At 68.8% G+C, this 15,581-nt stretch carries 11 protein-coding genes; 8 read left to right on the top strand and 3 right to left on the bottom strand.

Features of this window, described 5'->3' with window-relative positions; all coding sequences use genetic code 11:
* Positions 1-73: 73 nt before the first annotated feature.
* From metH to AC3EUV_RS11955, 4 genes are all read left to right on the top strand, one after another.
* Positions 74-3,583 carry a methionine synthase gene (gene metH, locus AC3EUV_RS11970; RefSeq protein WP_432144820.1) on the top strand — a complete coding sequence of 1,170 codons (3,510 nt, stop codon included), beginning with the start codon at positions 74-76 and terminating at the stop codon, positions 3,581-3,583.
* Between the two features lie 246 nt (positions 3,584-3,829).
* Positions 3,830-4,543 carry an HAD family hydrolase gene (locus AC3EUV_RS11965; RefSeq protein ID WP_432144819.1) on the top strand — a complete coding sequence of 238 codons (714 nt, stop codon included), beginning with the start codon at positions 3,830-3,832 and terminating at the stop codon, positions 4,541-4,543.
* Positions 4,544-4,905: 362 nt separating this feature from the next.
* Entirely contained in the window at positions 4,906-6,513 is a 1,608-nt protein-coding gene (locus tag AC3EUV_RS11960) for an ABC transporter substrate-binding protein (protein WP_435602832.1), read from the top strand.
* Positions 6,514-6,602: 89 nt separating this feature from the next.
* A complete protein-coding gene (locus AC3EUV_RS11955; protein WP_435602831.1) occupies positions 6,603-8,201 on the top strand; it encodes an ABC transporter substrate-binding protein in 1,599 nt (532 codons plus the stop codon).
* A gap of 96 nt (positions 8,202-8,297) precedes the next feature.
* On the opposite strand, the gene AC3EUV_RS11950 is transcribed toward AC3EUV_RS11955, so the two are convergent.
* A complete protein-coding gene (locus tag AC3EUV_RS11950; protein WP_387248826.1) occupies positions 8,298-8,969 on the bottom strand; it encodes a response regulator in 672 nt (223 codons plus the stop codon).
* 13 nt (positions 8,970-8,982) lie between these two features.
* Positions 8,983-9,939, bottom strand: coding sequence for a RecB family exonuclease (locus AC3EUV_RS11945; protein WP_432144816.1), 957 nt, complete (start codon positions 9,937-9,939; stop codon positions 8,983-8,985).
* Positions 9,940-10,114: 175 nt separating this feature from the next.
* Between AC3EUV_RS11945 and AC3EUV_RS11940 the strand changes: the two genes are divergently transcribed.
* The 3 genes from AC3EUV_RS11940 (at position 10,115) to AC3EUV_RS11930 (ending at position 13,152) form a co-directional block, all read left to right on the top strand.
* Complete coding sequence (locus AC3EUV_RS11940; RefSeq protein ID WP_432144815.1) at positions 10,115-11,386, top strand: site-2 protease family protein; 1,272 nt, start codon at positions 10,115-10,117, stop codon at positions 11,384-11,386.
* A gap of 64 nt (positions 11,387-11,450) precedes the next feature.
* Positions 11,451-12,377, top strand: coding sequence for a tRNA (adenine-N1)-methyltransferase (locus AC3EUV_RS11935; RefSeq protein WP_387248832.1), 927 nt, complete (start codon positions 11,451-11,453; stop codon positions 12,375-12,377).
* Positions 12,378-12,579: 202 nt separating this feature from the next.
* Entirely contained in the window at positions 12,580-13,152 is a 573-nt protein-coding gene (locus tag AC3EUV_RS11930) for a hypothetical protein (RefSeq protein ID WP_435602951.1), read from the top strand.
* Positions 13,153-13,197: 45 nt separating this feature from the next.
* Here the strand turns inward: AC3EUV_RS11930 and AC3EUV_RS11925 are convergent, their stop codons facing one another.
* Positions 13,198-13,491 (bottom strand): ferredoxin, encoded by a 294-nt coding sequence (locus tag AC3EUV_RS11925; protein ID WP_042157156.1) that lies wholly within the window; start codon positions 13,489-13,491, stop codon positions 13,198-13,200.
* A 249-nt stretch (positions 13,492-13,740) separates the two neighbouring features.
* Between AC3EUV_RS11925 and arc the strand changes: the two genes are divergently transcribed.
* Positions 13,741-15,507, top strand: coding sequence for a proteasome ATPase (gene arc / locus AC3EUV_RS11920; RefSeq protein ID WP_042157154.1), 1,767 nt, complete (start codon positions 13,741-13,743; stop codon positions 15,505-15,507).
* Positions 15,508-15,581 lie beyond the last annotated feature (74 nt).

The raw sequence follows: 15,581 nt of genomic DNA, 5'->3' as shown, positions 1-15,581 counted from the left end.
GCTACGCTGGCCGGGTGCGCCCTCTCAAGGAGGGTGCAAAGCCGACAGCCGTCGCAACCACGGGAGCATCTCCATGGCCTCGAACACGCCAACGTCCGTCAACACGTCCCGCGCCCAATCCCTGAGGGAGGCCCTGGCCTCTCGGGTGGTGGTCGCCGACGGCGCGATGGGCACCATGCTTCAGGCGCAGGACCCGTCCATGGAGGACTTCCAGCAGCTGGAGGGCTGCAACGAGATCCTCAATGTGACCCGACCCGACATCGTGCGGTCCGTGCACGAGGAGTACTTCGCGGTCGGTGTCGACTGCGTGGAGACCAACACCTTCGGCGCGAACTTCGCCGCGCTGGCGGAGTACGACATCCCCGAGCGGGTCTTCGAGCTGTCGGAGTCCGGTGCCCGCATCGCCCGCGAGGTCGCCGACGAGTTCACCGCCTCGACCGGGCAGCAGCGCTATGTGCTCGGCTCGATGGGCCCCGGCACCAAGCTGCCGACGCTGGGCCACGCCCCGTACGTCACCCTGCGCGACGCCTACCAGCAGAACGCCGAGGGCATGATCGCCGGCGGTGCGGACGCGCTGCTCGTGGAGACCACCCAGGACCTGCTGCAGACCAAGGCCGCCATCCTCGGCGCCCGCCGCGCCCTGAAAGCCACCGGCAGCGACCTCCCGGTGATCTGCTCGGTCACCGTCGAGACCACCGGCACGATGCTGCTGGGCTCCGAGATCGGCGCGGCGCTGACGGCGCTGGAGCCGCTGGGCATCGACATGATCGGCCTGAACTGCGCCACCGGCCCGGCCGAGATGAGCGAGCATCTGCGCTACCTGGCGCGGCACTCCCGGGTCCCGATCGCCTGTATGCCCAACGCGGGCCTGCCGGTGCTGGGCAAGGACGGCGCGCACTACCCGCTGACCGCCGCCGAGCTGGCCGACGCCCAGGAGACCTTCGTCGGCGAGTACGGCCTGTCGCTGGTCGGCGGCTGCTGCGGCACCACCCCCGAGCATCTGCGCCAGGTCGTCGAGCGGGTCCGCGGGATCACCCCGCCGCCGCGCGAGCCGCGCCCCGAGCCGGGCGCCGCCTCGCTCTACCAGACCGTGCCCTTCCGCCAGGACATCTCCTACCTCGCGATCGGCGAGCGGACCAACGCCAACGGGTCGAAGAAGTTCCGTGAGGCGATGCTGGACGCGCGCTGGGACGACTGTGTGGAGATGGCCCGCGACCAGATCCGCGAGGGCGCCCACATGCTCGACCTGTGCGTCGACTACGTCGGCCGGGACGGCGTCGCGGACATGGAGGAGCTGGCCGGCCGGTTCGCCACCGCCTCCACCCTCCCCGTGGTCCTGGACTCCACGGAGCTGAACGTCATCCAGGCCGGCCTGGAGAAGCTCGGCGGCCGCGCGGTGATCAACTCCGTCAACTATGAGGACGGGGACGGGCCCGAGTCGCGGTTCGCGAAGGTCACGGAGCTGGCGGCGGAGCACGGTGCGGCGCTGATCGCGCTGACCATCGACGAGGAGGGCCAGGCCCGCACCGTCGAGCACAAGGTCGCCATCGCCGAGCGGCTGATCGACGATCTGACCGGCAACTGGGGCATCCATGAGTGCGACATCCTCATCGACTGCCTGACCTTCACCATCTGCACCGGCCAGGAGGAGTCCCGCAAGGACGGCATCGCCACCATCGAGGCGATCCGGGAGCTGAAGAAGCGTCACCCGGACGTCCAGACGACCCTGGGCCTGTCGAACATCTCCTTCGGTCTGAACCCGGCCGCCCGGATCGTGCTGAACTCCGTGTTTCTCGACGAGTGCGTCAAGGCCGGTCTGGACTCGGCAATCGTGCACGCGAGCAAGATCCTGCCGATCGCGCGCCTGGAGGAGGAAGAGGTCAAGACCGCCCTCGACCTGATCTACGACCGGCGCAGCGAGGGCTATGACCCGCTCCAGAAGCTGATGGAGCTGTTCGAGGGCGCCACCGCCAAGTCGCTCAAGGCCGGCAAGGCCGAGGAACTGCTGGCCCTGCCGCTGGACGAGCGCCTCCAGCGCCGCATCATCGACGGCGAGAAGAACGGCCTGGAGACCGACCTCGAGGAGGCCCTCCAGGACCGCCCCGCGCTCGACATCGTCAACGAGACCCTCCTGGCCGGCATGAAGGTCGTCGGTGAGCTGTTCGGCTCCGGCCAGATGCAGCTGCCGTTCGTGCTCCAGTCCGCTGAGGTCATGAAGAGCGCGGTGGCCTACCTGGAGCCGCACATGGAGAAGTCCGACGACGAGGGCAAGGGCACCATCGTGCTGGCCACCGTCCGCGGCGACGTCCATGACATCGGCAAGAACCTCGTCGACATCATCCTGTCCAACAACGGCTACAACGTCGTCAACCTCGGCATCAAGCAGCCGGTTTCGGCGATCCTGGAAGCCGCCGAGGAGCACAAGGCCGATGTCATCGGGATGTCCGGACTCCTGGTCAAGTCCACGGTGATCATGAAGGAGAACCTGGAGGAGCTCAACCAGCGCAAGATGGCGGCCGACTTCCCCGTCATCCTGGGCGGCGCCGCCCTCACCCGCGCCTACGTCGAGCAGGACCTGCACGAGATCTACGAGGGCGAGGTCCGCTACGCCCGGGACGCCTTCGAGGGGCTGCGCCTGATGGACGCCCTGATCGCGGTCAAGCGCGGGGTGCCCGGCGCCAGCCTCCCCGAGCTCAAGCAGCGCCGGGTGCCCAAGCGGGACACCGCCGCGCTGGAGGTCGAGGAGCCCGAGGGCGCGGTGCGTTCCGACGTGGCCGTCGACAACCCCGTCCCGACGCCGCCGTTCTGGGGCACCCGGGTCGTCAAGGGCATCCAGCTGGCCGACTACGCCTCCTGGCTGGACGAGGGCGCGCTGTTCAAGGGCCAGTGGGGCCTCAAGCAGGCCCGCACCGGCGAGGGACCGACGTACGAGGAGCTGGTGGAGACCGAGGGCCGCCCCCGGCTGCGCGGCTGGCTCGACAAACTCCAGACCGAGAACCTGCTCGAAGCCGCCGTCGTACACGGCTACTTCCCCTGTGTGTCCAAGGGCGAGGACCTGATCCTGCTGCACGAGGACGGCACCGAGCGCACCCGCTTCACCTTCCCCCGGCAGCGCCGCGGCCGGCGGCTGTGCCTGGCCGACTACTTCCGTCCGGAGGAGTCCGGCGAGACCGATGTCGTCGGCCTCCAGGTCGTCACCGTCGGCTCGAAGATCGGCGCCGCCACCGCCGAGCTCTTCGAGGCCAACTCCTACCGCGACTACCTCGAACTGCACGGCCTGTCCGTCCAGTTGGCCGAGGCGCTGGCCGAGTACTGGCACGCCCGGGTCCGCGCCGAGCTGGGCTTCGCGGGCGAGGACCCCCAGGACGTCGAGGACATGTTCGCGCTCAAGTACCGGGGCGCGCGCTTCTCGCTGGGCTACGGCGCCTGCCCCGACCTGGAGGACCGCGCCAAGATCGCCGACCTGCTGGAGCCGGCCCGGATCGGTGTCGAGCTCTCCGAGGAGTTCCAGCTCCACCCGGAGCAGTCCACCGACGCCATCGTCATCCACCACCCGGAAGCCAAGTACTTCAACGCGCGGTAACGGGCGAGCGCCCTGACCGGAACCCAGGCATGGCCTCCGGTCACGGCAGCACCAAGTGGTAACTCTGCGTGTACCGGCCAGGGCCGTCCCGGGGAACTCCCCAGGACGGCCCTGACCTGTATCACCACGCATTCCGGCACGTACCGTCGTACACTTATCGGTCCGGTGGCGGCCGGTCGTTTCCCCAGCCGGGGATGGCGACCGGCCCTTTCGTCCCTTGGGGGACGTCGTAACGGAGGTGGATGGATGACCAGCAGCATCCCCGCAGTCGGCACCCGCACGGCCGAAGCCGCGACCCTCCAGGCCGTATTCCTCGATCTGGACGGCACCCTCGTCGACACCGAGGGCTTCTGGTGGGAGGCGGAGGCGGAGGTCTTCGCCGAGCTCGGGCACATCCTCGACGACGCGCACCGCGAGGTCGTGGTGGGCGGCCCGATGACCCGCAGCGCCGGCTATCTGATTCAGGCCACCGGCGTCGACATCAGCCTGACCGAGCTCAGCGTGCTGCTCAACGCCGCCTTCCTGGCGCGGATCGGGCGCGGTGTCCCGCTGATGCCCGGCGCCCGCAGGCTGCTGGCCGAGCTGGCCGCGCACGGGATCCCCACCGCCCTGGTCTCCGCCTCGCACCGCGCCATCGTCGACCAGATGCTGCACTCACTCGGCGCGGAGAACTTCCGGCTGACCCTGGCGGGCGATGACCTGGAGCGCACGAAACCGCACCCCGACCCGTATCTGACGGCCGCCGCGCGGCTGGGGGCGGACCCGGCGTGCTGTGCGGTCATCGAGGACACCCTGACCGGGGTGACGGCGGGGGAGGCGGCGGGCTGCCCGGTCGTCGCGGTGCCCTCGGTGACGCCGATCCCGCCGGCCCTGGGGCGTACGGTCGTCCGTTCGCTGGAAGAAGTTGATCTCCCATTTCTCCGGACGCTCATCACGGAAAGCCGGGGCACCGTGCACTGAGCGTACTCCGGGAAAGTCGACGGGAACCGAGGGGAGCCGCCCGCTCATTTTCCGTGACGAATACACTGACTGAATTGTTGCTTCGCCAGGGATCCTTGAACGCGTGACGTTTCTCACGTGCCTGGCCGTCGACAGCGGGCCCCACAGGTGTTCCAGGGGGTCTCCGGGGTGCTTAAGGCGGGGGTAAGTGTCCGGATTGGTGGAGCAACGTGTGAATCGTTCCACCGTCCGGATATCGAGCGGCTTGCCATCGATATCCAGGTGCCATATCGATACAACTCCATTGAGTCCCAGCGCGGCTGGCCGTTCCTACTAATGTCGACGCGAGCAACACTGCTGCGCTGATAAGGAACCTGCCCACGATGAATCGCAAGACCCTGGTGCTGCCGGCGCTGGCCGGTCTCCTCGCTCCCGTTCTTGCTGCCTGCGGCGGCTCGGACGGTGCCGGCGAGGGCGTCGATCCGATCGTCGTGGGTGTCGCCACCCCCATCGAGGCCACGAAGGCGGCCCCCGCGCCGCTCGACCCGTCGCAGGCCTACGACGTCGACGCGTGGAACGTCATGCGCAGCACCCTCCAGACGCTGATGCGGCTGCCCCGGTCCGGGACCGCCCCGGTGCCCGAGGCCGCCCGGTCCTGCGGGTTCCGTGACACCCAGAACGAGCAGTACCGCTGCACCCTGCGCGACGGCCTGAAGTTCTCCAACGGCCATGCCCTGACGGCGCAGGACGTCAAGTTCTCCATGGACCGCATGAAGACCATCAACAACACCAATGGTCCGGTGTCGTTGCTCGACGGCATCGACAAGGTCGAGGCGCCCAGTGACAGCGAGGTGGTCTTCCACCTCAAGAAGCCGGACGCCACCTTCCCGCAGAAGCTCACCACGCCCGCCGCGGCCATCGTCGACCCCGAGGTGTACCCCAAGGGCCGCCTCTACAGCGGTTTCGACGTGGTCGGCTCCGGCCCGTACACGCTCAAGGCCGAGCACAGCGGCAACCGCATCACCAAGGTCGTCTTCACCAAGAACCCCACCTACAAGGGCGGGGTGGAGGTGAAGAACGAGAAGGTCGAGATGCGCTTCTTCAACGACTCGGTGTCCACGGAGAATGCGCTGCGCAAGGGCAGCGTCGACGTGATGAACCGCGGCCTGTCGCCCGACCAGGTCAAGGGCCTGGAGAAGGCCCAGGACAACGGCATCAGGCTCCAGACGATGCCGGGCCAGGAGATCCGCTACCTGGCCTTCAACACCAAGGACCCGGCCGTCTCCAACAAGGCCGTGCGGCGGGCGATGGCGCAGCTCATCAATCGCTCGGACCTGGTGCGAAACGTTTACTCGTACACCGGTGACCCGCTGTTCTCGATGGTGCCCACCGGCCTCACCGGGCACATCAACTCGTTCTTCAACAAGTACGGGAACCCTAACGTCGAGGCCGCCCGCAAGACACTGCGCGAGGCGAAGATCACCACTCCGGTGAAGTTCACCCTCACGTACACCACGAACCACTACGGATCCAGCACCGTGAAGGAGGTCCGTGCGATACAGAGCCAGCTCAACCGCACCAAGCTGTTCGACATCAGCATCAAGGGTGTCGACGGCTGGCAGCAGTTCCGCACCAACGCCCTGGACGGCAAGTACTCCGTCTACAACATGGGCTGGTTCCCGGACATCCCGGACGCCGACAACTACATCGCGCCCTTCATCGGCAAGCAGAACTTCCTCGGCTCCCCTTACCGCAACGGAAAGATCGAGTCGCAGCTGATCCCGTCCAGCCGCCAGCAGTCGGACCGCAACGCCGCGGGGGCCGACTTCAAGCAGGCGCAGGACATCATCGCCGACGACGTACCGCTCCTCCCGCTCTGGCAGGGCAAGCAGTACGTCGCCGCCCGCGATGACATCACCGGCCTTGAATGGGCCCTCAACTCCGCCTCGGGGCTCCAGATCTGGGAGCTCAGCCGCGGCGTCGCCGACTGAGCCGGCGGATAGCGCCCATGCAGCACACCCCCGCCGTGGCCTCCCCGCCGCGGCCCGACAGGCATGACCCAGAACGTGAGGACCGTTTAGTGAGGAAGCGTGACCAGTGGCTGGCCGCCCCGATCGGGGCGGGGCTGACCACAGCTCTGCTCGCGGTCGCCGGGTGCGGCACGGACGACTCGGGAGCGGCCGGCAACGGCGAGGCCGTGGTCATGGGAATGACGGACAAGGTCGTGTCCACCGACCCCGCGTCCGGCTACGAGCCCGGCTCCTGGCTGTTGTTCAACAACGTCTTCCAGTCCCTGCTGAGCTTCCCCAAGGGAGGCACCACCCCCGAGCCGGAAGCCGCCGAGCGCTGCGGCTTCACCGACCGGGAGAGCAAGGTCTACCGCTGCACCATGAAGGACGGTCTCACCTTCAGCAACGGTGACAAGCTGACGGCCAAGGACGTCAAGTACTCCTTCGACCGCACCCGGCGCATCAAGGACGAGGACGGCCCCGCCGTGATGTTCTCCGCGCTCGACAAGGTCGAGACCCCGGACTCCAAGACCGTGGTCTTCCGGCTGAAGACACCCGACGCGACCTTCCCCATGAAGATAGCCTCCGGCGCCGGCTCCATCGTCAACCACGCGGAGTACCCCGCCGACCGGCTGCGCACCGACGGCAAGGCCGTCGGCTCGGGCGTCTATACCCTCAAGGACTACAACTCCCAGAAGGCCGTCTTCGCCGTCAACGGCTCCTACAAGGGCCCGGCCAAGGTCAAGAACTCCGGCATGACCGTGAAGTTCTTCAACGCTCCCGGCGCGCTCAAGAACGCTGTCGAGAAGGGCGACGTCGATGTCGCCTACCGCGGTCTGGCCATGAAGGACATCGCCGCACTCGACAACGCCTCGCTGAAGCAGCAGCACGGCACCCAGGTCGTCGAGGGCGCCAGCGCCGAGGTCATGCACCTGGTCTTCAACCTCAAGGACCCGGTCGCCGGCAAGCTCGGCGTCCGTAAGGCGATCGCCTACCTCCTGGACCGCTCGACCCTGGTCCGGGACGTCTACCAGCGCACCGCGGTGCCGCTGTACTCGATCGTCCCGGCCGGCATCACGGGCCACAGCACCTCCTTCTTCAACACCTACGGCGACCGCCCGAAGCCCGACAAGGCGAAGGACGCGCTGCGCTCCGCCGGCTACAACGGCAAGGTGCCGCTCACGCTGTGGGCCACCCCCGGGCGCTACGGCCCCGGCACCGTCCCGGCCTTCGAGGAGATCGCCCAACAGCTCAACGCCAGCGGGCTGTTCAACGCCAAGGTGCGGACCCTGCCCACCAAGGAGTACGAGCAGGGCATGGCCGACGGCAAGTTCGGCGCCTACGTCAAGGGCTGGATCCCCGACTATCCGGACCCCGACAACTTCACCGCACCGTTCTTCGGCAAGGAAAGTGTGGTCGCTAACAACTACAGCTCGCCCGCCATCACCGGCCGGCTGCTGCCCAAGACGGCCGACCAGCCGAACCGCGGTGCCACCAAGGACCAGTTCCGGGAGCTCCAGGACATCGTCGCCGAGGACGTGCCGATGATCCCGATCTGGCAGGGCAAGCAGTACGCCGTGGCCCGGGACGGGGTCTCCGGTCTGGAATGGACCCTGGACCCGTCGACCGTCTTCCGCTTCTGGGAGATCAGCAAGCCGACCGAGGCCTGACCGGACATCTGCACACCACGGCGGGGCCGGCCCGGGAAAATCTCCCCGGGCCGGCCCCGCCGTCGTCCGTCTGCCGGGCCGTCAGGCCCCGCCGCCCTACTGCGCGCCGGGGCGCACCAGACCGCTCTCGTACGCGTACACCGCCGCCTGCACCCGGTCGCGCAGCCCCAGCTTCGTCAGCACATGGCCCACATGCGTCTTGACGGTCGTCTCGCTCACGAACAGATCCGCGGCGATCTCCGCATTCGACAGCCCGCGGGCCACCAGCTTCAGCACCTCCACCTCGCGCTCGGTGAGGGTGTGCAGGGTGTCCGGCACCGGCTCCTCGCCCGACGGCAGATGCCCCGCGTACTTGTCCAGCAGCCGTCGGGTGATGCTCGGGGCGAGCATCGCCTCGCCCGCCGCCACCACCCGGATCGCCTGCACCAGCTCATTGGCCGGCGCGTCCTTGAGCAGAAAGCCGCTCGCCCCCGCCCGCAGCGCCTCGACGACATACTCGTCCAGATCGAAGGTCGTCAGCACCAGCACCTTCGCCGGGCCGTCGTTCGCCGGGCCGGTGATCTGCCGGGTCGCCTCGACCCCGTCCATCCGGGGCATCCGGATGTCCATCAGCACCACATCGGGCTGAAGCGCCCGGACCTGCTCCAGTGCCTGGAGGCCGTCCCCGGCCTCCCCGACGACCGCCAGATCCTGCTCCGCCTCCAGAATCATCCGGAATCCCGTACGCAGCAGGGGCTGGTCGTCGACCAGCAGGACGCGGATGGCCACGAGCTCTCCTTCGTTAGATCTCCCCCATTCTGCCCTGCGGCGGCACACCGCCCTCCGCCGGGCGCACCCGGAGCGGATACACCGGGGGAGTGCCGCCGAATTCCGGACAGTGCGCCTGGTGGTCGCACCAGCCGCACAGCTTCGTCGGCCGCGGCCGCCAGTCGCCGCTCACCGTCGCCAGCTGGATCGCCTCCCACAACGCCAGCAACTTCCGCTCCACGCCCCGCAGATCGGCCTCGACCGGGTCGTACGTCACCACATCGCCGCTGCCCAGATAGACCAGCTGAAGCCGCCGCGGCACCACACCGCGCAGCCGCCACACCACCAGGGCGTAGAACTTCATCTGGAACAGCGCTCCCTCGGCGAACTGCGGCCGCGGCGCCTTGCCGGTCTTGTAGTCGACGATCCGCACCTCGCCGGTCGGCGCGACATCCACCCGGTCGATGAAGCCCCGCAGCTGAAGCCCCGACTCCAGCACCGTCTCCACATACAGCTCACGGTCCGCCGGCTCCAGCCGCGTCGGATCCTCCAGCGAGAACCACCGCTCCACCAGCGCCTCGGCCTCCGCCAGCCACCCCGCCAGCCGCTCGCCCTCGGCATCGTCCGCGAACAGCTCGGCCAGCTCCGGCCGCTTGGCGAGCAGCTTCTCCCACTCGCCCGGCACCATCGCCCGCGCCCCGGCCGCCGTACGCTCCGCCGCGGGGGCGTCGAAGAGCCGCTCCAGCACCGCGTGCACGACCGTGCCCCGGGTCGCCGCCGCGCTCGGCTTCTCCGGCAGCCGGTCGATCACCCGGAAGCGGTACAGCAGCGGGCACTGCATGAAATCGCTCGCCCGCGACGGCGACAGCGCCACCGGCGGCCGCGCCCGCTCCCCGTCGCCCGGCCCCGCCCCGGCCGCCGCCGCGCCCGGCTCGCCGCCGCCCTGCCCACTCTGCGTGTCCGCCCCGGCCTGCTCCGTGCTCCATCCCATGCCACAAAACCCTACGGCCCGCCACTGACAGGCGCGGACGGGTCACCGGCGCGGGGCCCCCGAGGCGGACCTGGCCCGGTTGCTCCGCATACCATCGACGGCGGACCCCTTCGCCCTGCATGATCGAGATATCAGGCCGAGCAGGGGCGAATGCCGTAGTCAATGAGGGGACGCCGTGGACGAGAGCGGGAAGTCGCAGGACCCCGAGGAGTCCGTGCGGCCCCAGCCGCCCGAGCCGCCCGAGCGCAACAACGCACCGAAGGGACCCACCCCGGGCCCGGGCAAGAAGAGGAGTGGGGGCGGCATTCTGATGGGCCGTCCCTTCGGCGTGCCCGTCTACGTGGCGCCCAGCTGGTTCCTCGTCGCCGCCCTCATCACCTGGGTCTTCGGCGGCCAGCTGGAGCGCGTGCTGCCCGAGCTCGGCGCCGCCCGCTATCTGGTCTCGCTCTTCTTCGCCGTCGCCTTCTACGCCTCGGTGCTCGTCCACGAGCTGGCCCACACCGTCGCCGCGATCCGCTTCAAGCTCCCCGTACGCCGCATCCAGCTCCAGTTCTTCGGCGGCGTCTCGGAGATCGAGAAGGAGACCGAGACCCCCGGCCGGGAGTTCGTCCTCGCCTTCGTCGGCCCGCTGCTCTCCCTCGTCCTCGCCGGGGTCTTCTACGCGGGCATGCAGCTGGTCGAGCCCGGCACCGTCCCCGGGGTCCTGCTCGCGGGCCTGATGATCTCCAACCTCATCGTCGCGGTCTTCAACCTGCTGCCCGGCCTCCCGCTGGACGGCGGCCGGATGCTGCGCGCCCTGGTCTGGAAGCTCACCGGGCGGCCCATGAGCGGCACCATCGCCGCCGCCTGGGTCGGCCGCGCGCTGGCCGTCACCGTCCTCATCGGGCTGCCGCTGCTCACCCACACCGGCGCCCTCGGCGCCGCCCGACCCGAGATCGGCGGCGCCGACTCGCTCACCGACGCGCTGCTCGCCGCGATCCTCGCCGCCATCATCTGGACCGGCGCCGGCAACAGCCTGCGGATGGCCCGGCTGCGCGAACGCCTCCCCGACCTCACCGCCCGCACGCTGACCCGGCGCGCCGTCCCCGTCGAGACCGACACCCCGCTCTCCGAGGCGCTGCGCCGCGCCAACGACGCCGGCGCCCGTGCCCTGGTCGTCGTCGACCGCCAGGGCACGCCCACCGCCCTCGTCCGCGAGGCCGCCATCGTCGGTGTCCCCGACCACCGCCGCCCCTGGGTCCCCGTGGGCACCCTCTCCCAGGACCTCAAGGACGGTATGCGGGTCTCCGCCGAACTCGCGGGCGAGGACCTCCTGGAGTACCTGCGGGCGACCCCCGCCACCGAATACCTCGTCGTCGAGGAGACCGGTGAGATCTACGGCGTGCTGTCCACCGGCGACGTCGAGCGGGCCTTCGTCTCGGCCATGGCCCGGAAGGTGTCCTCTTAGGGCTCGCTCCCGCACGGCCCGCCCACTGGTCGGCGCGGCCCCGACGGGCCGGTAGGCTGGTCACATGTCCGAACCGACCGGTGCCGCCCGCCGTCGCGGGCCCTTCAAGGTCGGGGACCAGGTCCAGCTCACCGACCCCAAGGGACGCCACTACACCTTCACGCTCGAAGAGGGAAAAAGCTTCCACACCCACAAGGGAGCCTTCCCCCACGACGAGCTGATCGGTGCTCCCGAGGGCAGTGTTGTCCGTACCACCGGGAACGTCGCCTACCTCGCGCTGCGCCCGCTGCTCCCCGACTACGTCCTGTCCATGCCCCGCGGTGCCGCCGTGGTCTACCCCAAGGACGCGGGGCAGATCCTGGCGATGGCCGACATCTTCCCCGGCGCCCGCGTCGTCGAGGCAGGTGTGGGCTCCGGCTCGCTCAGCAGCTTCCTGCTGCGTGCCATCGGCGACGACGGCATGCTGCACTCCTACGAGCGCCGCGCCGACTTCGCCGAGATCGCCACGCAGAATGTGGAGCGCTACTTCGGCGGTCCGCACCCCGCGTGGACGCTCACCGTCGGTGACCTCCAGGACAACCTCTCCGACACCGACGTCGACCGCGTCATCCTCGACATGCTCGCCCCCTGGGAGTGCCTGGAGGCCGTCTCCAAGGCCCTGGTCCCCGGTGGCATCCTCTGCGCCTACGTCGCGACGACGACGCAGATGGCCCGCACCGTCGAGGCGATCCGCGAGCACGGCACCTTCAACGAGCCGTCGGCCTGGGAAACCATGGTCCGCACCTGGCACGTCGAGGGCCTCGCCGTCCGCCCGGACCACCGCATGATCGGCCACACCGGCTTCCTGCTGACCGCCCGCCGCCTCGCCGACGGCGTCGAGCCCCCGCTGCGCCGCCGCCGCCCCGCCAAGGGCGCGTACGGCGAGGACTACACGGGCCCCGGCAAGGACGCGGCGGCGGCATCCGGCGGCGGCTCCGCCGACCGCGGCTGACCGTCCGGAACCGGCCACCGAACCACCAGGCGCCGCCGACGAGTTCCCGCACGGGAATCCGCCGGCGGCGCCGCTGCGTTTCCACCCCGGATCTGCACGGAAAACTCCGGCCCCGCTGGTTCCTTGCCGCACCCTCCTGTGGAACGATGCTGGGCACTCCCACCGCTACAGCACTTCACAGGAGTTAGCCCGCGTGCAGCCCATGGCAGGCCAGGACCTCTTGCACACCCAGCCGCGCCCCATGCACTGGCTCGCCACCGCCACCGCCATCTCGGCGGTCGTCGCGGCCGCGTCCTTCGTCCAGCCCCCCGACGCCACGGCCACGACCTCCCCGGGCGCCACCGGCCGGCACCCCGCCGCCGCCCCCGACCCGAGCCGGGTGACCTTTCCGGTCGACTGCGGCCCCAACCGCCTCGACGTGGTGAAAAGGGCGTCCGGAGACCTCGACGGCGACGGGACGACCGAGACCGTCGCGGTGGTCCGCTGCCACAGCGGTACGGGCTCCCCGCCCAGCGGCGTCTACGTCCTCGCGCAGCCGGACGGGCGCCGGGCCGCCCCGCGGGTCGTGGCGACACTCCTCGCGCCCGCGCAGCAGCGCAGCGTCCAAACCCTCGCCGTCAAGGATGGCGCGATCTCTGCGGCGGTCCTGGGCTACTCCACGCAGGACGTCCCGCGCTGCTGCCCGGACGTGCGCAAGAGCCTCAAGTGGCAATGGAAGGGCGGGAAGTTCGTCCAGAGCGAACTCCCCGCCGCTGTGAGCACCCGGCGCGTCTGACCGGTCACACGGTGTGTGCACCGGGAGCGTTCCGCTGTGGCGGGGCTACTCCGCGTCCGGGCCGTAGACCTCGACCAGGTCCTTGACGCGGCGGACGTGGATGCAGTCCCCGGGGCACTCCTTCGCGGAATCCCGCACGTCATCGAGCAGCTTCAGTGGGACGGGCGTTGTGGCCCCCTTGTCCTGGAGCAGCTCGTCATCGGTGCTCTTGACGTAGGCCAGGCCGTCGATGTCGAGCTCGAAGACCTCCGGCGCATACTGCGCACAGATGCCGTCCCCGGTGCACAGATCCTGGTCGATCCATACTTCCAGCTCTGGGGCTTCGTCCTGCGCGGTCATCTCGCCTGCCGTTCCTGCGTACGTGAACCGTTTTTGTCTAAGTGGCGCCAGCCCTGACGGGTGTTGACCAAGTCGACGATACAACCGCTCGCTTTCCGATGTTGTTGGGTGGGTATTCCCTTGGCGTGAGGACGTGCGCAAGGGTGAAGATCGGACACGCCCCGACAGTCTTTTCGATCTAGGGGTTTCAACCTGCACCGGCCCAGGTAGGGTCAGGAAGCGTCCAGCTCCTTGGAGGAGGTGAGGACCGTGGCAGCCCACGACGACGACATCAACCGCGGCATCCGGCCCGGGCGAGGGTCTGAAGATCCCGCCGGCCAGGTTGCCTATCTTGAGCAGGAGATCGCCGTCCTGCGACGCAAGCTCGCCGACTCTCCGCGTCACACGAGGATTCTCGAAGAGCGGATCGTCGAGCTGCAGACCAACCTGGCCGGCGTCTCGGCGCAGAACGAGCGTCTCGCCAATACTCTCCGCGAGGCCCGCGACCAGATCGTCGCCCTGAAGGAGGAAGTCGACCGGCTCGCGCAGCCGCCGGCCGGCTTCGGGGTCTTCCTTCAGACGAACGATGACGGCACGGTCGACATTTTCACCGGCGGCAGAAAGCTCCGGGTGAATGTCAGCCCCAGTGTGGAGACCGAGGACCTCAGGCGCGGCCAAGAGGTCATGCTCAATGAAGCGCTCAACGTGGTCGAGGCCATGGAGTTCGAGAGCGCCGGCGACATCGTCACCCTCAAGGAGATCCTTGAGGACGGCGAGCGCGCCCTGGTGATCGGGCACACCGACGAGGAACGGGTGGTGAGGCTCGCCGAGCCGCTGCTGGACATCACCATCCGCCCCGGCGACGCCCTGCTCCTCGAGCCCCGCTCCGGCTACGTCTACGAGGTCATCCCGAAGAGCGAGGTCGAGGAACTCGTCCTCGAAGAGGTCCCGGACATCGACTACACCAAGATCGGCGGTCTGGGCGGCCAGATCGAACTGATCCGGGACGCGGTCGAGCTTCCGTACCTCTACCCCGACCTCTTCAAGGAGCACGAACTCCGCCCGCCCAAGGGCGTCTTGCTCTACGGCCCGCCCGGCTGCGGCAAGACCCTCATCGCCAAAGCGGTCGCCAACTCCCTTGCCAAGAAGGTCGCCGAGGTGACCGGGCAGCCCGCGGGGAAGAGCTTCTTCCTCAACATCAAGGGCCCCGAGCTGCTCAACAAGTACGTCGGCGAGACGGAGCGGCACATCCGGCTGGTCTTCCAGCGCGCCAGGGAAAAGGCGAGCGAGGGCACCCCCGTCATCGTCTTCTTCGACGAGATGGACTCCCTCTTCCGCACCCGGGGCTCCGGCGTCAGCTCGGACGTGGAGAACACCATCGTCCCGCAGCTGCTCTCGGAGATCGACGGTGTCGAGGGCCTCGAAAACGTGATCGTGATCGGCGCCTCGAACCGCGAGGACATGATCGACCCGGCGATCCTGCGCCCCGGCCGTCTCGACGTGAAGATCAAGATCGAGCGCCCGGACGCGGAGGCCGCCAAGGACATCTTCTCGAAGTACCTCACGGAAAGGCTGCCGCTGCACTCCGACGATCTCGCCGAACACGGCGACTCGCGGAAGGCCGCAGTGAGCGGAATGATCCAGTCGGTCGTCGAGCAGATGTATGCGGAATCCGAGGAAAATCGCTTCCTGGAGGTCACCTACGCCAATGGTGACAAGGAAGTCCTTTATTTCAAGGACTTCAACTCCGGTGCGATGATCGAAAACATCGTAGGACGTGCGAAGAAGATGGCCATCAAGGCCTTCCTCGAACACAATCAGAAGGGGCTTCGGGTTTCCCACCTCCTCCAGGCATGCGTGGATGAGTTCAAGGAGAACGAGGACCTGCCCAACACCACCAATCCGGACGACTGGGCCCGGATCTCCGGAAAGAAGGGCGAGCGGATCGTATACATCCGTACGCTGGTCACCGGAAAGCAGGGCGCCGACACCGGTCGCTCCATCGATACGGTGGCGAATACCGGCCAATACCTGTAACACCGCTCTCCGGCTGCGGATGTCCTGCACGGGGCGTCCGCAGCCGGACGCTTTTCCGGGGGCGCCAGAACCGC

It is taken from the genome of Streptomyces sp. bgisy130, assembly GCF_057708345.1.
This window is presented reverse-complemented; position numbering and strand designations above follow the sequence as displayed.